19 protein-coding genes are annotated in these 17,664 nt (G+C 64.1%); 3 read left to right on the top strand and 16 right to left on the bottom strand.

The window, feature by feature from the left end:
- Positions 1 to 6: 6 nt before the first annotated feature.
- From ACRYLT_RS01210 to ACRYLT_RS01280, 15 genes are all read right to left on the bottom strand, one after another.
- Complete coding sequence (locus ACRYLT_RS01210) at positions 7 to 1,011, bottom strand: alpha-ketoacid dehydrogenase subunit beta (RefSeq protein WP_482665372.1); 1,005 nt, start codon at positions 1,009 to 1,011, stop codon at positions 7 to 9.
- A gap of 5 nt (positions 1,012 to 1,016) precedes the next feature.
- On the bottom strand, positions 1,017 to 2,288 hold the full coding sequence (locus ACRYLT_RS01215; protein WP_482662286.1) for a thiamine pyrophosphate-dependent enzyme: 1,272 nt from the start codon (positions 2,286 to 2,288) through the stop codon (positions 1,017 to 1,019).
- Between the two features lie 821 nt (positions 2,289 to 3,109).
- Positions 3,110 to 4,495 carry a sensor histidine kinase gene (locus ACRYLT_RS01220; RefSeq protein ID WP_482662287.1) on the bottom strand — a complete coding sequence of 462 codons (1,386 nt, stop codon included), beginning with the start codon at positions 4,493 to 4,495 and terminating at the stop codon, positions 3,110 to 3,112.
- On the bottom strand, positions 4,492 to 5,172 hold the full coding sequence (locus ACRYLT_RS01225) for a response regulator transcription factor (RefSeq protein ID WP_482662288.1): 681 nt from the start codon (positions 5,170 to 5,172) through the stop codon (positions 4,492 to 4,494). Before ACRYLT_RS01225 ends, ACRYLT_RS01220 begins: the two co-directional genes overlap by 4 nt.
- Before the next feature lie 407 nt (positions 5,173 to 5,579).
- Positions 5,580 to 5,813, bottom strand: coding sequence for a hypothetical protein (locus ACRYLT_RS01230; RefSeq protein ID WP_482662289.1), 234 nt, complete (start codon positions 5,811 to 5,813; stop codon positions 5,580 to 5,582).
- A 28-nt stretch (positions 5,814 to 5,841) separates the two neighbouring features.
- Entirely contained in the window at positions 5,842 to 6,186 is a 345-nt protein-coding gene (locus tag ACRYLT_RS01235; protein ID WP_482662290.1) for a PspC domain-containing protein, read from the bottom strand.
- A complete protein-coding gene (locus ACRYLT_RS01240; RefSeq protein WP_482662291.1) occupies positions 6,183 to 6,518 on the bottom strand; it encodes a hypothetical protein in 336 nt (111 codons plus the stop codon). The genes ACRYLT_RS01235 and ACRYLT_RS01240 overlap by 4 nt, the downstream gene beginning before the upstream one ends.
- A complete protein-coding gene (locus tag ACRYLT_RS01245; protein WP_482662292.1) occupies positions 6,515 to 7,183 on the bottom strand; it encodes a PspA/IM30 family protein in 669 nt (222 codons plus the stop codon). The genes ACRYLT_RS01240 and ACRYLT_RS01245 overlap by 4 nt, the downstream gene beginning before the upstream one ends.
- Before the next feature lie 86 nt (positions 7,184 to 7,269).
- Positions 7,270 to 7,437, bottom strand: coding sequence for a hypothetical protein (locus ACRYLT_RS01250; RefSeq protein ID WP_482662293.1), 168 nt, complete (start codon positions 7,435 to 7,437; stop codon positions 7,270 to 7,272).
- Positions 7,438 to 7,607: 170 nt separating this feature from the next.
- A complete protein-coding gene (locus ACRYLT_RS01255; protein ID WP_482662294.1) occupies positions 7,608 to 7,841 on the bottom strand; it encodes a hypothetical protein in 234 nt (77 codons plus the stop codon).
- Positions 7,842 to 7,876: 35 nt separating this feature from the next.
- The gene (locus ACRYLT_RS01260) at positions 7,877 to 8,110 is read right to left on the bottom strand and encodes a hypothetical protein (protein ID WP_482662295.1); all 234 of its coding nucleotides are present in this window, start codon (positions 8,108 to 8,110) and stop codon (positions 7,877 to 7,879) included.
- 109 nt (positions 8,111 to 8,219) lie between these two features.
- A complete protein-coding gene (locus tag ACRYLT_RS01265) occupies positions 8,220 to 9,215 on the bottom strand; it encodes a DUF2891 domain-containing protein (protein WP_482662296.1) in 996 nt (331 codons plus the stop codon).
- Positions 9,216 to 10,163 carry a DUF979 domain-containing protein gene (locus tag ACRYLT_RS01270; protein ID WP_482662297.1) on the bottom strand — a complete coding sequence of 316 codons (948 nt, stop codon included), beginning with the start codon at positions 10,161 to 10,163 and terminating at the stop codon, positions 9,216 to 9,218.
- Positions 10,160 to 10,846, bottom strand: a complete 687-nt coding sequence (locus tag ACRYLT_RS01275; protein WP_482662298.1) for a DUF969 domain-containing protein — start codon at positions 10,844 to 10,846, stop codon at positions 10,160 to 10,162. Before ACRYLT_RS01275 ends, ACRYLT_RS01270 begins: the two co-directional genes overlap by 4 nt.
- Positions 10,843 to 14,412: a hydantoinase B/oxoprolinase family protein gene (locus ACRYLT_RS01280; protein ID WP_482662299.1), complete on the bottom strand. Its 3,570-nt coding sequence runs from the start codon at positions 14,410 to 14,412 to the stop codon at positions 10,843 to 10,845. Before ACRYLT_RS01280 ends, ACRYLT_RS01275 begins: the two co-directional genes overlap by 4 nt.
- Before the next feature lie 83 nt (positions 14,413 to 14,495).
- Here ACRYLT_RS01280 and ACRYLT_RS01285 point away from each other — a divergent pair, with 83 nt between their 5' ends.
- The 3 genes from ACRYLT_RS01285 to ACRYLT_RS01295 are packed head-to-tail and all read left to right on the top strand — an operon-like array spanning position 14,496 to position 16,672.
- A complete protein-coding gene (locus tag ACRYLT_RS01285; RefSeq protein ID WP_482662300.1) occupies positions 14,496 to 15,527 on the top strand; it encodes a YihY/virulence factor BrkB family protein in 1,032 nt (343 codons plus the stop codon).
- On the top strand, positions 15,524 to 16,189 hold the full coding sequence (locus ACRYLT_RS01290) for an HAD family hydrolase (protein WP_482662301.1): 666 nt from the start codon (positions 15,524 to 15,526) through the stop codon (positions 16,187 to 16,189). Before ACRYLT_RS01285 ends, ACRYLT_RS01290 begins: the two co-directional genes overlap by 4 nt.
- A 36-nt stretch (positions 16,190 to 16,225) precedes the next feature.
- Positions 16,226 to 16,672 (top strand): hypothetical protein, encoded by a 447-nt coding sequence (locus tag ACRYLT_RS01295; RefSeq protein ID WP_482662302.1) that lies wholly within the window; start codon positions 16,226 to 16,228, stop codon positions 16,670 to 16,672.
- A gap of 4 nt (positions 16,673 to 16,676) precedes the next feature.
- Here ACRYLT_RS01295 and ACRYLT_RS01300 read toward each other — a convergent pair whose 3' ends face one another.
- On the bottom strand, positions 16,677 to 17,615 hold the full coding sequence (locus ACRYLT_RS01300; protein ID WP_482662303.1) for a hypothetical protein: 939 nt from the start codon (positions 17,613 to 17,615) through the stop codon (positions 16,677 to 16,679).
- Positions 17,616 to 17,664 lie beyond the last annotated feature (49 nt).

Below are 17,664 nucleotides of genomic sequence, written 5' to 3' on the forward strand. Positions count from 1 at the left end.
GCGGGGTCAGTCCTCCACTGCAGCCTTGAGCGCCGGGCCCAGTCGCGCCGGGCCCGGGAAGTAGGTCCATTCCATCGAGTGCGGGTAAGGCGTGTCGTAGCCGGTTACGCGAACGACCGGGGCCTCAAGATGATAGAAACAGCGCTCCTGCACGAGCGCCGACAGTTCGGCACCGAAGCCGGCGGTCCTCGTGGCCTCGTGAACGATGACGCAGCGCCCGGTTTTTCTCACCGACTGTTCGATGGTTTCGATGTCCAGCGGCACGATGGTCCGAAGGTCGATCACCTCGGCGTCGATTGCTTCCGCCTCCGCCGTCGCAAGGGCGACATGAACCATGGTTCCATAGGCCAGGACCGTCACCTCCTCGCCTTCGCGGACGACGGCCGCCTTGCCGAGCGGGACGGTGTAGTAATCCTCCGGAACCTGGGCCAAAGGATGCTTCGCCCAGGGGGTGACCGGGCGTTCGTAGAAACCATCGAACGGTCCGTTGTAGATCCGCTTGGGCTCGAAGAAGATGACCGGATCGGGATCTTCGATCGCTGCGATCAGCAGGCCCTTGGCATCGTAAGGATTGGACGGGATGACCGTCTTGATACCAGGCATGTGGGCGAAGAAGGCTTCGGGAGACTGGCTGTGCGTCTGGCCGCCGAAGATCCCGCCGCCATAGGGAGAGCGGATCACCATCGGCACCGACCATTCGCCGGCCGTCCGGTAGCGGATTCGTCCGGCTTCCGAGTAAATCTGATCGAAGGCCGGGAAGATATAGTCGGCGAACTGGATCTCGACCACGGGCTTGAGGCCATATACCCCCATCCCGATGGCGGTGGCGACGATCCCGCCTTCCGCGATCGGCGTGTCGAACACCCGGTGCCGGCCATATTTCTTCTGGAGTCCCGCCGTCACTCGAAACACGCCGCCGAAATAACCGACATCCTCGCCGAACACGACGACGTCGGGATCGCGCTCCATCATCACGTCGTGGGCGCTGTTCAGCGCCTCGATCATGTTCATGGCCTTCATTTGCGTCGCGCCTCCGCTTCGGCGAGCGCAGCTTCCCGCTGTTCGGCCAGATGCCAGGGCACGGTCTCGAAAACCTCCTCGAAGAGCGACGGTATGTCCTCGAAATGGCCGTTGCCGAGCGTTCCGAGCCTTTCAGCTTCCTTCTGAGCCGACCGAACCTCTGCGCCCAGTTCTTCCTCCAGTGCCGAATGGCGTTCCTCGTCCCATTCGCCAAGGCCGGCGAGATGGGCCTTCAGCCTTTGGATCGGATCCCCGAGCGGCCATTTCGCGCCGGCTTCCTGCGGGCGATAGGCGGTCGGATCGTCGGAGGTGGAATGGCCTTCCACCCGATAGGTGAACAGTTCGATCAGCGTTGGGCCGAGATTGGAGCGCGCCCGATCTGCCGCCCAGCGGGTTGCTGCGTAGACGGCCAGCGGATCGTTCCCGTCCACTCGAAGCCCCGCAATCCCGTACCCCACCGCGCGTGCCGCAAAGGTGGTCAGCTCCGCACCGGCGATTCCGGAGAAAGTGGAGATCGCCCACTGATTGTTGACGACGTTGAGAATGACCGGTGCCCGGTAGACGCCCGCGAAGGTCACCGCATTGTGGAAATCGCCTTCGGCCGTCGCGCCGTCGCCGATCCAGCCTGCGGCGATCCGGCTGTCGCCCTTGATCGCCGAAGCCATGGCCCAGCCTACCGCCTGAGGAACCTGGGTCGCAAGATTGCCGGAAATGGAAAAGAAACCCTTCTCCCGATCCGAATACATGATCGGTAGCTGCCGGCCTTTGAGCTTGTCGCCCTTGTTGGAATAGATCTGGCACATCATCTCGACCAGCGGGTAGTCGCGGGCGACGAGGAGCCCCTGCTGGCGATAGGTTGGGAAGCACATGTCCTCCGGGTCGAGCGCGTGCGCCGCCGCAACCGCCACCGCCTCTTCCCCGCGGGACTTCATGTAGAAGCTGGTCTTTCCCTGCCGCTGGGCTCGGAACATGCGCTCGTCGAAAATCCGGACCAGCATCATGTCCCGCAGCATCCGTCGCATCTTCTCGGCGTCGAGCCTCGGGTCCCACGGCCCGACGGCCTTCGCCTCGTCGTCCAGCACCCGCACCAGCGTGAAGCACAGCGGATGCGTATCGGTCGGCGGCGCCGCGACATCGGGCTTCGGAACGCTTCCGGCGGCCGGGATCGCGATATGGCTGAAGTCGACCTCTTCGCCAGGCCGAGCATCAGGTTCCGGAACGTGGAGCGAGAGCGCCGGCCGATTGGGGCGCTCGATCTTGGTGGCCATCCTCTACCCTGTTTTCGTCTGGGTCTGCGCTGCCGTTAGTCGATTTTCAGCAGCTGTGCACCCCTTGTGAAGCTGCCGGTCCCGCAGGGAAATGCGCAAGGTCGATCAAGCCGATACGTCAAAACGGGGCTAGAAGGGCGGGAGTTTGGGGGGGCGATCATGCCATTGCTTACCCGTCTTGTTCTGATCCTCTGCCTGATCGTGCCGACCAGTGGCGCCTTGGCACAGCCGAACGGCCGGCCGGAAACGATCGCCATTGTCAGCGCCGACGTGCTGCCGATGACTGGCACAGAGAGGCTCAAGGACCAGACGGTGCTGATCTCCGGCGATCGGATCCTCAACATCGGCCGGCGCAGCCAAATGAGAGTTCCGGCGGGCGCTCGAAGGGTCGATGCCCGCGGCCTGACCTTGATGCCGGGCCTCGTCGACATGCACGTACATCTCGCTCCAGCGCCCGGTGAACCGGGCGAGACGGCGCAGCGGATGGCGAGCTCGGCGAACAACCTGCTGGTCCGCGAGGCGGTCGAGCGCCGGGCGCTCGCTGGTCCACGCTTCTACGCGGCCGCACCGGGGCTTCATCTCAACAACACGGCCTCGGTCGAAGCGTCGCGGCAAGCGGTCGCCGCCGCACGCGAAGCCGGTTACGACCTGATCAAGTCGCACCATCTGCCGGACCCGGCCATCTGGGAGGCCGTTCAGGACGAGGCGCGGCGCCTGGGCCTCCCCACGACCGGTCACGTCGACAACCCGATCGGGCTCGCCCGAGCCATGGCAGCCGGCCAGCAGGTCGAGCATCTCGACCGGACGGCGCAGACTGCAAGTCAGGCTGATTTCGCCCTGCGGGCGTCGCCGCTGTCCCCGAGTGAGCTCATCCGCCAGTTGACGGTCAGCCCTCGACTGTCGGATCGGAACTCCAGCTTGGACTCGTGCAGCGCTGCGACGGCCGACACGAACGCAAGACCTAGTCCCAGCCCCGGCGTCTCCACCGCCGCAGGCGCCCGGAAGAAGCGCTGACCGAGCTTCGACAGGCTTTCCGGCGGGACTCCGGGGCCATCATCGATCACCGTCAGGAAAATGTCGCCCCCTTCTCTCCCCACAGCAACCTCGATCCGGCCGCCGGCCGGCGTGTACTTGATGGCATTGTCGATGAGATTGACGAAGGCTTGGAACAGGAGGTCGCGGTCGCCGAGCACCAGAAGCGGCGGCCGAGCGTCCGAGCACAGCCGCTGCGAACGCGCCTCCGCCTCCGGCTGATAATAGTCGACGGCATCGAGGAGGAGAGTGGCGGCGTCGACGGCAGCGAAGTCGCGGGCCGGAAGCGAGCTTTCCACTCGAGCGATTCGCAGCACGGCCTCGAAGGTGGACTGAAGGCGGTCCGCCTCGGCGATTACCTCGTTCAGTATCCGGTCGTCCGTCCCGGTTTCCGACTGTAGCTCCAGAAGACCGGCCTGAAGTCGGGCAAGGGGGGTTCGAAGCTCATGGGCGACGTTGTCGGAGACCCGGCGCACCGCCTCTATCGACTCTTCGATCCGGCTCAGCATCAAGTTGAAAGTGTCGCCGAGCCGGTCGAAATCGTCGCCGGTGCCGCGAAGCTCGATGCGTTCGGTCAGATCGCCCGCAATCACCCGCCGGGCCGTACTCGACATGGCTTCCATGCGGCGCCCGATCGCCAGGCTCATCAGCGCTGCGCCGAAGATCCCGAGCAAGGCGAGCGCCGGAAGCAGCCAGACGAGGGCTTCCGTCAACTCTTCCTCCAGATCGTCGAGATCGTCGATGTCGCGCCCGATCATGAGCCGAGCGCCATCCTCGAACCGCTGGTCAAGCACCAGCGGCTCATGTTCGTCCTCGTCCCCCTCCCGTGAAATGTCCGCTTCGATCCGATGCCACGATCCGGTGAAGCGGGTGGGCCAGCTTGGAAGATTTGCGGTGGCGATCGATCCGTCGGGCCTCAGCAGAGCGTGGTAGGCGAGCCTTGGCGAAGGCGCACCGGCGCGCTCCTCCAGTCGATCTGCAAGTCGCTCCGCCCCATGCTGGTGGTACAAACGCGCCAGCTCGCGGCCTTCGACGGCAAGCTCGTCGCGAACTTCGCCAATCGGGGCGGCAATCGCCACCCAGTAGTAAAGCCCGCCGAGAACGGCCACCGAGGCACTGAAGAGGCCGACATAGACAAGCGCGAGGCGGAAGGAGAGACTACCGAGCAACCTCATTCGAGGCGTCGCCCGATCGCATAGCCGGCACCCCGAACGGTTTCGATCAAGGGCGTCTCGAATCCACGATCGACCTTCTGGCGAAGACGGCTGACATGCTGATCGATGATGTTGGTCTGGGGATCGAAATGATAGTCCCAGACATGCTCCAGTAGCATCGACCGAGTCACCACCCGACCGGCATTGCGGGCAAGATATTCGACGATACGGAATTCCCGGTCGGTCAGCTCGATCCGACGTCCGTTCCGGACGACGGTACGTCCGAGGCGATCCACCACAAGCTCGCCGATCCGGATCTCGGAGGGCTCCTGGATGTTCGGCTTGCGTCGCCCAAGTACCTCCGCCCTCGCCAACAGCTCGGAAACTGCAAAGGGCTTCGGGAGATAGTCGTCGCCTCCGGCACGAAGGCCGCGAACCCGTTCGTCGGTGTCGCCGAGAGCGCTCAGGATCAGGACGGGCGTCGAGTCGCCTGTCGCTCGAAGAGTCTGCAATATCCTCATGCCTTCGACTTGGGGAAGCATCCGGTCGAGGATGATGAGGTCGTAGCGCTCCGTAGAGGCCTGGAGGAGCCCAGATCTCCCGTCGGCGCGATGGTCGACGAAATGTCCGTTCTCGCGAAGCGCCTTCCCGACATAGGCCGCGACGCGCGCGTCATCCTCGATCAGCAGGACGTGCATGGCCGCGACCTTCGCGGTCGCGGCAGCTCAAGACAAGTCTCGCGAGCCAAGATGGAGGATTTCAAATCTTTCCGGAAATCGGGCGCAAGGCCGATTGCCTAGACCGGCTCCGTCGGCGGCCGCGCCGGAACCGCCGCTGGGGAGATCGGATGAGGACAGCTTTTGCGATGGCCGCAGGCGCGGGCCGAGGAGCCTTCCGATGCAGCTGATCTGCGCCGTGATCGGTCATCAGGCGACGCCCTTTTCGGCGCGCCGCCGTCGAGGACAGTGGGTCAGTCGTTGTGTTCTATGCCAGCGGACGCTGGTCCGGCGCGGCCGCGATCCCTGGCAAGCCTCGGACGAGGAACTGCCTGACCTGAGCTGAGGAAGCGAGTCCCTCCCGCAGCGTGCGGGAGGGCTCGACCGACCTAGAGATCGATGCAGGCGGCAATCGACTCGAGCTTTCGGATCCGCTCCTTGAGATCCGCGATCTCAATCCGCTCGGCGGCAGTGCCAGACTCCTGGGGACGCTGGTGTCCGGCAAGCTCCAGTCGCTTCACCTCCAGCCAGCCCTGCCAGCCCTTCAGGCCGGCGAACAGGGCGATACTGAGCGCGAGCAGCCCGAAGCTCGCCATGGTTATCATCGTCAGCGGTTCGCTCATTCTCTCCTCCCGGATCTGTCTTTCCTGATCAGCGAAGTTCCTCGATTTCGCGCGCGAGGCGGCTGTTGGAGCTGGTGACGTAGGTCTCGATCGCCTGCATCCTCAGGTCCAGATTGCGCGTCCGTTCGTCGGATTGCTCGCTTGCCGCAAAGCGCCGCAAACCGGATCCCGAAGGGCGACCCCTTCGGCCGACCAAGGCGGCAACGAAATAGGCGACAATCGTCCAGGGGAAGGCGCCGATCAGGGTCGCGAGTACCAAGCCGACCCGGATGATCGTCGCGTCGATACCGGTCCGATTGGCCAACCCGGCGCACACGCCCAGGAACTTTCCCTGCTCCTGGTCCAGTTCGAATATTCTGCGATTCGCCCTCATCTCGTCCTCCCTGGTTCGGCGCCCTCGGCGTCGGATTTCGGAAGCTTTTCACGCTCCCGCGATTCCACCGCGACGAGGCGCTCCAGCACCTCCAGTCGCTGCTCCATCCGCTCCATCAGCCGGAGCAGGTCTTCGGTTTCCAGAGTCTCTTCGTCACGACCGAAGCTCGCCTCGCCTCGGCGCTCGGCTTTCCTTCGCCGGCGCACATGCCGCGGCGGGCGTACCAGCAGGTAGAAGAGCAGGGCCGCGAGCAGCATCCCGACGATGCTTCCCAGCCAGGCGAGACCCTCGACAAGCTGCATCACTTCCGGTTCCGTCATTCGGATCGTCATGCCGCCTCCTTCATCGCCGCCTTCATCGCGGCGAGCTCGGCCTCGACCCGCTCAGCCACCTTCAATTCGGCAATCTCTTCCTCAAGCGTCTTCGGGGGTGCGGCGAGAAGAAGCGCATCGGCATGGCCCTCGGCGAGGTCGGCCTGGCGTTCCAGCAACTGGAAGTTGGAGAAAGCCTGCTCGACCCGGCTGCCGGCATACATTTCCCGCATCCGGGCACGGTTTTCTGCAGTTTCCAGTCGGGTCGCGATAGCGTTCTGACGACTACGAGCTTCGCGAAGCTTCGCCTGCAGCTTGGCGATATCCGCTTCCGATGCACGGAGCGACGAGTCGATGGCGGCGATCTCGCCACGAAGTTCGTCCGCCAGTTCGGTGAGTTTTTCCCGTTCGATCAGAGCGGCCCGGGCGAGGTCCTCGCGGCCCTTGCTCAAGGCAAGTTCGGCTCGCTCGTTCCAGCTTTCCTGCATGGCCGCCAACTTGGCTATCTGACCGCGCTTTTCCTTCTGGTCCGCAATCATCCGGGCCGCCGATGCCCGAACCTCGACGAGGGTCTCCTCCATCTCGAGGATGACGACCCGTACCGTCTTCGCCGGATCGTCCGACCGGTTGACCAGATCGATCACATTGGCGGCGATGATGTCGCGAGTGCGGGAAAAGATGCTCATGGGCTGCTCCGACGGAGGAAAGGTTCGGGCGGCGGCCGAAGAGAAGTCAGGGGGTGGATCTTCCCTCCGACCGCTTGGCCCACGGCTCAGGCCGTCGCTTGAGCCGAAGAGGGAACCGCTGCCGCGGCGTAGTCGGTCGAGTTCTGGCCGGCCGAAGTGGCCGGGCCGACGGCTGCCGCCACACAGGCGGTCGAAATGACGAGCGCTCCGACGGCGGCGGTGACGATGCGGTTGATGTTGGTGAAGTTGACCATTGCTCTGCTCCCTTTGAACCTCGGTAATCTCTTATGTCCGAGGTTTATCAAGAGCCGTGCCAAGTCGGTTTTTTGGCGGAAATCAGCCGATTTCTACGCTCGCAGCGTTCCAGCGGTCGCACCAGACATGCTGGCACTTGGCGCAATTTGCCAACTTTTGGTGAGGCTTTTCAGTTCTTGCCGGGCTTCGCCTTTTGCGCCGGCGAATTGGCATTGCCGCCGACCTTCTCTTCGCCGAGTCGGCCATGGCCATAATATTCCATTTCGGTCTGGCCGCCGTGGCCCATGAAGCCGCCTTCGCCGCCGCCTTCCTTGCCGGTGTGGGGATTGGGATAGGGCCCGCCGCCGGACTGCCCGGCCCCCTTGGTTCCGGTCTGCCGTTCCACCTTTGCCTGATCGGACATGTCGAAGCTCCTTTCCGGCATCAACCGGCGGGGCTTCAAGCTGTTCCGGAAGCGAAGTCGGTCTTGCGTCGACGCTCGCCGCTGTCGGGGCGAGTGAGATCCAGGAGCTTGGCGCCGGCCATGAACACGACGCCCGTGCAGGCGGCGAAGAGAAGCCAGCCGGGGGGGCCCGGGAAGCGCTCGAGATAATGGAAACCGCGATCCACCGAACCGAGCGCCAGGGCATAGATGACCGCCAGTGCTTCCCAGCGAGTTTTGATGACGAACAATCTTGCCAGCCGTTTCATCATGCACGAGCAGGAGCAAGAAGCGGGCCAGCAACGCAAATGCGGCGCTGCGAAGGTTAACGCGGTAAGGAATTGTAAACCATACCGACGCTCAGGCGCGAGTCTCCAGCGCCAGCAAAGCGAAGGTGGCGAGCCAGTGCTCGCCCATATAATCGCCGGTGACATGGGGCAGGCTGGCGTCGAGGTGCTCGTCTGCCGTGGCAATTGCGAGCTCGGCGAGCTCGCGAGCGAGAGCGTCGGCCAGGCCGCGCCAGCACCAGGCACGGCTGAGGTTTACGCCGTCGAGATGCGCGATCTTGCCGTCCGACCGGTCCGAGACGAAGGCGGGCTTGAACAAGGTACGCGGCTCGCCCGCGGCAAGATTGGGAAGGAAGCCTTCCATCCAACGCCGGAACTCATCCGGCGGCAGCACCCGGCGCATCAACAGGGCTTCGGCCAGCGCCGGAGAAAGGAAATCGTCCCCCGCCGGCTCCCAGCCGGGACAGTTTCGGTCTCCTCCATAATAATAGCTTGCCCGAGTCCTGATCAGCGCCGCGAGTTCCCGGTCGTTTGCTTCGGCCCATTCGAGCGCCAGTATCAGGGCGAACGCGGTGTTGTAGTGAGCACCGGTGCGGATCGGATAGGTCAGTTTCGGAAGGAAGGACTTGAACCGATCTGCGAACGCCCCGGCCAGGGGCTCAAGGTTCGCCGCCCAGTCGGTGGAGTGGCGCTGCGCTTCGCCATGGAGAGCAAGCAGCCAGGCCCAGCCATAGGGCCGCTCGAACGTGCCGGTATAAGCGCGATCGAGATAGTCGAGTTCGCCCGCAACCTTTTCCGGTTCGAGCATCTCGTCCAGCAGGTTCCTGACTCGGTCGGCGACGCCGAGCTGCGGATAGAGCCGCCGGGTCCGCATCAGCAGCCAATAACCGTGGACGCAGCTATGCCAGTCGAAGCTCCCGAAGAATATCGGGTGGAGTTCGCGCGGGGAAAGAACGTCTTCCGGTCCTTCCATCACATGGTCGAGCTTGTGCGGATATTCCCGAGTGACGTGATCGAGGGCGATCTCCGCAAAGCGGTTCGCGGTTTCGGCGGTGAGGTGATGCTTCATTCAAAAGGCCAGGAAGTAGATGAAGAGGATGTTCACGGCGAGCAGCGGCACGGCGGTGCCGATCTGAGCCTTGATGACGCCGTTCTGGTCCTTCAGCTCGAGCAGGGCCGCTGGGACCAGATTGAAGTTGGCCGCCATCGGCGTCATCAAGGTCCCGCAAAAGCCCGCCAGCATGCCGATGGCCCCGACGACGGCCGGATCCCCGCCATAGTTGAGGATCAGTAGCGGCACGCCGATGGCGGTCGCCATGACCGGAAAAGCCGCGAAGGCGTTGCCGGTCAGGATGGTGAACAGCGCCATTCCCAGGCCGAACGCGATCACCGCCGGAAGGATCGTTCCTTCCGGAATGACGGTCAGCACCAAAGTCCCGATAGTCCGGCCCACTCCGGTGTCCGCGAGTACCAGTCCGAGCGCCGCCAGCATCAATGGCAGCACCGCCGCCCAACCGACCGCATCGATCAGTCGGCGACCCTCGTCGATCGGCGCCAGGGCGGGTGGCCTGATCCAGGCGAAGATCAACGCGATCGCAAGCAGCACGCCCAGACAGAGAAGGATGAAGGTTTCTCGGTTGCGCTCGAAAAGGCCGGATTCGCGTAGCGGCGTGTAGAGATAGAGGAGCGTGCCGAGCACCGCCGTGAGCAGGACGACCAGGATCGGCACGAACAATTTGTTGCCGTAGCGAAGGCCGGCCGCTGTCCGCTCCTCCTCGCCCGTCGAAGCCGCTCCCCTTCCGAGGAGCTTGAGAGTCGCCAGTGCGGCGAGACCGAGGACGAGGAAGCCGTTGGCAAGATCGCCCAGGCGGTGCCCGGCCAGAAGACTCAGAGCGACCAGTCCCCAGAAGGCGGCATTTCCGAATCGCTTCGGATTGGTCCGATCGAAAGCGCTGAGCAGTGCCCAGGCGGCAAACAGGGACCCGACCAGGTAGAAAACGTGCTGGGTCGTGATCATGGGCGCGCGCCCTTGGCGGATCGGGCCAACGAGCGATCGAGCAGGAGGAGACGCGAGCCATGGATGAGGAAGGCGGCGATGGCGGTCGGTATCGCCCAGACCGCCAGCTGGAGGGGCGAAAGCATGATATTGTAGGCCTCCAGCGTCTGCTGGATCAGGATGATCGAGCCGATCGCAAAGAAGATGTCTTCACCGAAGAACAGGCCGACATTGTCGGTCGCTGCCGAATAGGCCTTCACCCGCTCCACCGTCTGCTCGTCGAGATCTGCGCCCTGTTGCTCGGCAGCCGCCAACGCCATGGGCGCCACCAGCGGACGCACCGTCTGGGGATGACCGGCCGTCGAATGCAGGCCGATGGCGGAAATGATCTGGCGGTAGAGCAGATAGAGGATCAGCAGCCGGCCGACCGTCGCCGCCTGAAAACGCGCGATCAGCGTGCGGGCGCGCTGCTGAAGGCCATAGCGCTCGAGCAAGCCGACCACCGGCAGAACGACATAGGGAATGATGATGATCCGGCTGTCGTTGAACGCCTTGCCCAGCTTCGCGATCATCTCGACGAGATCGAGTCCGGCAAGGAGCCCGGTCGTCAGGGCCGCGACCGGAACCACCAGCATCGGATTGAATCGCAATCCGAAGCCGAGAACGACCACCAGGATGCCGAGCAGGGGAAGATACTGGTTCATTCCGCGCCGAAGCCGCCCCCGCCCGGAGTCTCGATCACCAGCATGTCGCCGGGTTCCATCTCGACGGAAGCGGTTGCGTCCAGAACCATCTCCTGCCCATTTGCCCGAACGACCTTGTTGATCCCCGGCCTGGCATCGCCGCCGCCTTCGATGCCTCGGGGCGCGACCCGCCGGCGGTTGGACAGCATTCCCGCGGTCATCGGTTGCAGGAAGCGGATCCGCCGTTCGATCCCGTCGCCGCCGCGGTGCCGACCCGACCCGCCGGAGCCCCGGCGGATGGCAAAGCGCTCGAGAAGCACCGGGAAGCGGGTCTCCAATATTTCAGGATCGGTCAGCCGGCTGTTGGTCATGTGCGTGTGGACCGCGCTGGCACCGTCGAAATCCGGTCCCGCCCCCGCCCCGCCGGCGATCGTCTCATAATATTGGTAGGTCGCGTTGCCGAAGGTCAGATTGTTCATCGTTCCCTGGCTCGGAGCGAGCGCCTTGGCCGCCGCGAACAGGCAGTCGGTGATCACCTGGCTGGTTTCGACATTGCCGGCGACCACCGCCGCCGGATAGCGGGGATTGAGCATGGAGCCATCCGGCACTTCGAGGCTGATCGGCCTCATGCAACCGTCGTTGAGCGGGATGGCGTCGTCGAGCATCGTACGGAAGACGTAAAGCGTCGCGGCCCGGCAGATCGAGTAGGGCGCGTTGAAATTGTTCGGCTGCTGCTCGCTCGTGCCGGCGAAGTCGACAAGGGCCGATCGCCGATCGCGGTCCACCCGGATCGAGGCGCAGACGATCGAACCATTGTCCAGTTCGTAGCGAAAGCTCCCGTCCGACAATCTGTCAATCAACCTGCGGACGGCTTCTTCCGCATAAGCCATGACATGGCCCATATAGGCGTCGACCACTTCCCTCTTATGCTCCCGGGAGATCCGCTTCAGCTCGCTTGCGCCGCGCGCGCAGGCCGCTACCTGCGCCTTAAGGTCGGCGACATTCCGGTCGGGGTTGCGCGCGGGCCACTCGCCTTTCCCAAGCAGCTCGCGAAGTTCCGCCTCACGGAAGCGCCCCCGGTCGACGAGCAGGAAATTGTCGATCAGCACCCCCTCCTCATGAACCGATCGGCTGTCGGGCGGCATCGATCCGGGCGCGATCCCGCCAATGTCGGCATGGTGGCCTCTCGCTGCGACGAACCAGGCCGGCGCCGGGTCGGCGTCGTCAGCGAAGACGGGCATGATGACGGTGATGTCGGGAAGGTGCGTACCGCCCCGATAGGGCGCGTTCAGCACATAGACGTCGCCCGGAAGCATTCCACGGCCGTCTCTTCCATCCCCCCGCGCATCGATGATCGTCCGGATGGAATCGCCCATTGAGCCGAGATGGACGGGTATGTGCGGTGCATTGGCGATCAGGTTGCCGCTGCGATCGAACAGCGCGCAGGAGAAATCGAGTCGCTCCTTGATGTTCACCGAGGAGGCGGTGTTCTGAAGAGCGACTCCCATCTCTTCGGCTATGGCCATGAAGAGGTTCCCCATCACCTCCAGCATCACTGGATCGACCTCGGTCCCGATCGCAGGCGCGCTTTGCCGGGCTTCTACCCGGCGTAGGACCAGATTGCCGAGCCGGTCCACCTCGGCACGCCAGCCGGGATCGACGACGGTGGTCGCCGCCTCATCGACGATGATCGCCGGTCCGGACAGACAATGGCCGGGCGAAAGCGAAGCGCGATCGATCACCTCCCCCGATGGAGGTGGAGAAAGATCGGCGGGAATCGGGTCCTGCGAAGCCGACTGCGGATCGGTCCCGGCTTGGAGCGCGTTCCCGGGAGGCGCGGAATATTCCCCTTTCCCCACCGCTTCGACGATGGCAGTTTCGATGACCACCTTCGCATCGGAAACGAAGCCGAACCGGGTCCGGTGAGCGGCTTCGAAAGCGGCTTCCATCGCCGGGCCCACCTCGACCTCCAGGGCCGTATCGCTCCCCTCGTAACGCAGCGCCGCACGTCGGCGGATTTGCGACGGTTCGACCCCCTGCGCCCGAAGCGCGGCCGAGGCTTCCTGCTCGAGCTCGCCAAGCACGGCCTCCAGCTCGGAGCCAGCCAGAGTCCGCTGCCTCAGTTCGACCATGTCGGCGAGGCCCATGCCGAAGGCGCTGAGCACCCCGGCGAGCGGATGGACCATCACGCACTCGATTCCGAGCGCATCGGCGACGAGACAGGCGTGCTGACCGCCCGCACCTCCGAAACACTGCAACGTGTAGCGCGTGACGTCATGGCCGCGCGCTATCGAGATCTGCTTGATCGCATTGGCCATGTTTTCGACAGCGATTCGAACGAAGCCTTCGGCCACCTCCCGCGGACTCTTCCCGATCCGCTCGGCAATCTCCTTCGCCCGCGCGATCGAAGCTCCGGAATCGATCGGCAGGTCGCCACCGGGGCCGAACAGGGAAGGGAAATGCTCCGGCCGGATCTTTCCGAGCACCACATTGCAGTCGGTCAGGGTGAGCGGCCCACCACGCCGATAGCAGGCCGGCCCGGGCACGGCTCCGGCACTGTCGGGGCCGACTCTGAAGCGGCTTCCATCGAAGTGACAGATCGATCCACCGCCGGCGGCGACCGTATGGATTTCGAGCATCGGTGCGCGAACCCGAACTCCGGCAACGGAGCGCTCGCTGGTTCGCTCGTAGGTTCCGGCAAAATGGGATACGTCGGTCGACGTGCCGCCCATGTCGAAGCCTATCACATGGGGGAATCCCGCCTGCTCGGCCGTTCGCGCCATTCCGACGATCCCGCCAGCCGGTCCGGAAAGGATGGCATCCTTTCCGCGAAAGGCCTGCGCGTCAGTGAGCCCGCCGTTCGACTGCATGAAGAGGAGCCGCGGCGTGGCGCCTCCCGCGCCGACTCCTCCAAGACCGGCTACCACCTTGTCCACATATCGGCGGAGCACCGGCGAAAGATAGGCATCGACGACGCAGGTGTCGCCACGTCCGATCAGCTTGATCAGCGGCTCGACCTCGTGGCTGGCGGAGACCTGGGTGAAGCCGATCTCCCGAGCCATCGCGGCGATTTCCACTTCATGGGCGGTCCATCGCCAACCATGCATCAGAACGATGGCGATGGCGCGATAGCCCTGAGCGAAGGCGTTTCGCAGCTTTGCTCGCGTCGAGTCGCGGTCGAGTGGCCGAAGCCGATCGCCCTTGGCCGAAAATCGCTCGTCAACTTCGATGACATGGCTGTAGAGCGGCTCCGGAAGCTCGATCCTCCGAGCGAAGATTTCGGGCCGCGACTGATAGCCGATCCTCAGAGCGTCGCCGAAGCCGCTGGTGATGGCGAGCAGGACAGGCTCCCCCCGCCGCTCGAGCAGGGCGTTGGTCGCGACCGTCGTTCCCATCTTCACCGAAGCGATGTGGCCGCCGCCATTTTCGCCCAGTATCTGCCGAATGCCCGCAACGGCGGCGTCTTCATAGCGCTCGGGATCGTCAGAGAGCAGCTTGCGAACGATCGTCCGGCCCTCGGGACTTCGGGCAACGATGTCGGTGAAGGTACCGCCGCGGTCGATCGAGAAGGTCCAGGCGGCGCTCATCGACGAGAGCCCTAGCATCGGTCAAAGTGGCGGAAAAGCGCCTCCCCATCGGAACCGAGCCGCCGCCCCGGCTTTGGCCGCTCATGCGCGATTCCGCACCATCTTCGGCGGCTGACGGACCCCGACAGATCTCGTCGACCAGCTGGAAACGCATCCTGCTCGACACCTGGAAGGATGCAGGGGACGACAATCTGACCCTTATTTCGGCCGGCGTGGCTTTCTACGCCTTTCTCGCCTTCGTGCCTTTGCTGACGGCTTTGGTGCTGAGCTACGGGCTGGTCGCGGAGCCCAGCTCCGTCGTCCGGCACATGCAGACTCTGACCAGCGTGATGCCCGACAATGCGGCTCAGATCATCGGCGACCAGCTGATGCACATGACAGAATCGAGCAATTCCAAGACCGGGTTCGCCCTTCTCCTCGCACTGGCCATTGCGATCTACGGCGCCAGCAAGGGCGCAGGGGCGATCATCACGGCGCTGAACATCGTCTGGGAAGTCGGGGAATCGCGCAGCTTCATCAAGCGAAACCTGATGGCGCTGGCCATGACGGGGGGCGCTGTGCTGGTCCTGTTTCTCGCCATCGTCGCCATATCTGCCTTCAATCTCCTCGAGCATCTGATGCCCGACCTCGACGGCGCCGGACAAGCCATGCTGAAGGGGCTCTTCTTCCTCGCAGCCGCGATTGCGGTGATGGTCCTGCTGGCGATCGTCTATCGTTTTGGCCCCAATCGTCCGGAAGCGGAATGGAGATGGATTACGCCCGGCTCCGTCCTCGCGACGATCATTTGGCTTGGCGCTACCCTGGGGTTCGGAGTCTATGTCTCGAACTTCACCGACTACAACGCCACCTATGGTTCGCTTGGGGCGGTGATCGTCTTCCTCACCTGGCTCTATCTCAGCGCCTATATCGTTCTGCTCGGCGCCGAGCTGAACGCTGTCCTGGAGCTGAAGATCGGATCGGAGAAAGTTCAGGAGCCCTCCTCTCGTTCAGCAACCGGCCGACCGGGCGACGGACCGCCGACGCCCTCCTTCCCAAGGCTTGCTGCCCGGCTCGGCGCCTTCTCGATGCTCCTGGCTCTCCTGGGCAGCGGAAGAAGGAATCGGAGCCTACCATGATTGAAGCTGTTCTTTTCGACGTCGACGGCACTCTGGTCGACAGCAATGATCTGCATGCCGTAGCCTGGCAGCAGGCGTTCCGTCACTTCGGCGTTGACTTGCCGTTCGATCGCATCCGTCAGCAGATCGGCAAAGGCGGCGACAATCTGATCCCCAGCTTGCTCCCGAAGGATCTTGTCGACGCGCGTCGGCAGGAGATCGAGGATTTTCGATCCGAGCTGTTCCAGCGTGACTATCTCCCGCGGGTTCAGCCTTTTCCCTGCGTCCGGGAATTGTTCGAGCGGCTCTGGGGCGACGGAGTCAAGATCGTGCTTGCCACTTCGGCGAAGCAGGTGGAGCTCAAGTTCCATGGGGATCTGCTCGGCGCCGCCGACCTCGTCTTCGCCGCCACCTCGAAAGACGATGTCGAGCGATCGAAGCCCTGCCCCGACATCTTCGAAGCCGCCCTCTCCAAAGTCGCTCCGGCGGAGCCCGGTAATGTCCGGTTGGTCGGGGATTCGCCCTGGGACGTGAAGGCGGCCGCAAAGCTCGGCCTGAAGGCGATCGCGCTCCGCTGCGGGGGCTTCCCGGATGACGATCTGATCGAGGCAGGCGCCGCCTCGATCTATGACGACCCTCGTGAGCTGCTTGCCCGCTACCCTGATTGGCTGCGGGTGGCTTGACCGGTTCGTCGGCTTGCGACAGCGCTGACGTCCATCATGGCCGAGTCGCACTTCACCACCGCCGATTTCCACAACCTGGCGCAGAAGCAGATCTACAGTGCCGTTCTCGAGACGCTGAGTGAAACCAAGCTCGATTGGCAATTGGTTGCGCCCCTGCTCGAAGCCGCTCGAGAAATCTGCCGAAGCGACTTCCAAGGTGAGGGATCGCGGATCCGGATCCATACCGTACAGCCCGATGGCGAGGGCTGGATCGACGCCGAAGAGGCGTTTCTCGGGATTTCCGTAACCGGTAACGAAGACGGGCAGCCGTGGCTCTCCGAAACCTACTGGATTTCCGACGTTGCGCTAGCGGATGGCGATCCCGACGAAGTACGCCGGATCGTTGCCGCGCTGGAGCGCAGCCTTGCCAAGATCAAGTCCTGGCTGGCCGAAAAGGCGGAAGGAGATCCGGCCGGTGCCGAACCTTCCTCCCGGCCTGATTGAACCGCTAGTTGCCGGCTCCTGTAACGCCGCGTTCGTAAAGCTGGATGCAGCGGTCATCCGACGCTTCGCGCGCGCAGGGCGGGTAGCCGGATTGCGATTCGAATGGTCCGCCTACGCCCTGATATTCGCTATGGCCGGCGAGGTACGGCTCGTCGTCGAACGCCGCGAGGCTGGTGCCGGAAGCCTCCTCGCTTGAGGCTGTCTCCATCTCGGATCCGTCAGCGATCGCCTCGTACGGCCCGCCCATGGCGGTGGTCACGCTATGATCGGCGAGGCCACCAGTGGACTGGTTCCAGGCGGCGAGCTGAGCTCGGACTCCGCGTTCGTAGAGCTGGATGCAGCGATCGTCGCCGGGGCCCGGCGAACAGGGAGGATAGTTCCAAGCGGCCGGCCGGGGCGTCAGGTCAAGCGACCTCGCACCGGGGTCGCCCTCGTCTAACGGGCCGCCCATGCCCGTCTGGTCCGACTTGGCGACGGACGCGGTTTCAAGCTTCGAAGCGCTTTTCGATCCCGACCAGTCGTCGACGGAGGCGGTCTGAAGCTTGCCTTCGCTCCATGATGGCGCCTGGCCCTTGGTGTCGTTCCACTGGGCCGTCCGGATCTTGGCATCAGGCACGCCCGCCATCGGCGCCTTGACGTTGCTCCAAAATACAGTCTCGCCTTTGACGTCGCCCAGGCTGGCTTTGTCGTCCCAGCCGCTCAACCATGCCTTCTGGACCGTCGAACCAGCGAAGCTCGCGCTCTTCGACTCCCACGTAGCAAGGGCTGGCTTGTCCGCGGCTGGGTCACCGAAGGACTTGCTCGTCCAGGCGGACTTGCCCGGCGCTTCTGAAGCGATCACCGTCTTGTCGCCCGCAAGCTCCGATTTGAAATCGGTCTGCGCCCACGCGATCGTCGAACTACTCAACAGCAGCGTACCGGCTGCCAACCAACAGCGTTTCATCAATGGCCTCCATCCCTGTCCGGCCGAGTCGCACGGCCGCGGATCAGCC

The sequence above is a fragment of the Sphingosinicella sp. SM1-17 genome (assembly GCF_056821765.1).

Coding starts and splice junctions, on each gene's coding strand:
- ACRYLT_RS01210 (WP_482665372.1), bottom strand. CDS start 1,011: ATGAACATGATCGAGGCGCTGAACAGCGCCCACGACGTGATGATGGAG.
- ACRYLT_RS01215 (WP_482662286.1), bottom strand. CDS start 2,288: ATGGCCACCAAGATCGAGCGCCCCAATCGGCCGGCGCTCTCGCTCCAC.
- ACRYLT_RS01220 (WP_482662287.1), bottom strand. CDS start 4,495: ATGAGGTTGCTCGGTAGTCTCTCCTTCCGCCTCGCGCTTGTCTATGTC.
- ACRYLT_RS01225 (WP_482662288.1), bottom strand. CDS start 5,172: ATGCACGTCCTGCTGATCGAGGATGACGCGCGCGTCGCGGCCTATGTC.
- ACRYLT_RS01230 (WP_482662289.1), bottom strand. CDS start 5,813: ATGAGCGAACCGCTGACGATGATAACCATGGCGAGCTTCGGGCTGCTC.
- ACRYLT_RS01235 (WP_482662290.1), bottom strand. CDS start 6,186: ATGAGGGCGAATCGCAGAATATTCGAACTGGACCAGGAGCAGGGAAAG.
- ACRYLT_RS01240 (WP_482662291.1), bottom strand. CDS start 6,518: ATGACGATCCGAATGACGGAACCGGAAGTGATGCAGCTTGTCGAGGGT.
- ACRYLT_RS01245 (WP_482662292.1), bottom strand. CDS start 7,183: ATGAGCATCTTTTCCCGCACTCGCGACATCATCGCCGCCAATGTGATC.
- ACRYLT_RS01250 (WP_482662293.1), bottom strand. CDS start 7,437: ATGGTCAACTTCACCAACATCAACCGCATCGTCACCGCCGCCGTCGGA.
- ACRYLT_RS01255 (WP_482662294.1), bottom strand. CDS start 7,841: ATGTCCGATCAGGCAAAGGTGGAACGGCAGACCGGAACCAAGGGGGCC.
- ACRYLT_RS01265 (WP_482662296.1), bottom strand. CDS start 9,215: ATGAAGCATCACCTCACCGCCGAAACCGCGAACCGCTTTGCGGAGATC.
- ACRYLT_RS01270 (WP_482662297.1), bottom strand. CDS start 10,163: ATGATCACGACCCAGCACGTTTTCTACCTGGTCGGGTCCCTGTTTGCC.
- ACRYLT_RS01275 (WP_482662298.1), bottom strand. CDS start 10,846: ATGAACCAGTATCTTCCCCTGCTCGGCATCCTGGTGGTCGTTCTCGGC.
- ACRYLT_RS01280 (WP_482662299.1), bottom strand. CDS start 14,412: ATGAGCGCCGCCTGGACCTTCTCGATCGACCGCGGCGGTACCTTCACC.
- ACRYLT_RS01285 (WP_482662300.1), top strand. CDS start 14,496: ATGCGCGATTCCGCACCATCTTCGGCGGCTGACGGACCCCGACAGATC.
- ACRYLT_RS01290 (WP_482662301.1), top strand. CDS start 15,524: ATGATTGAAGCTGTTCTTTTCGACGTCGACGGCACTCTGGTCGACAGC.
- ACRYLT_RS01295 (WP_482662302.1), top strand. CDS start 16,226: ATGGCCGAGTCGCACTTCACCACCGCCGATTTCCACAACCTGGCGCAG.
- ACRYLT_RS01300 (WP_482662303.1), bottom strand. CDS start 17,615: ATGAAACGCTGTTGGTTGGCAGCCGGTACGCTGCTGTTGAGTAGTTCG.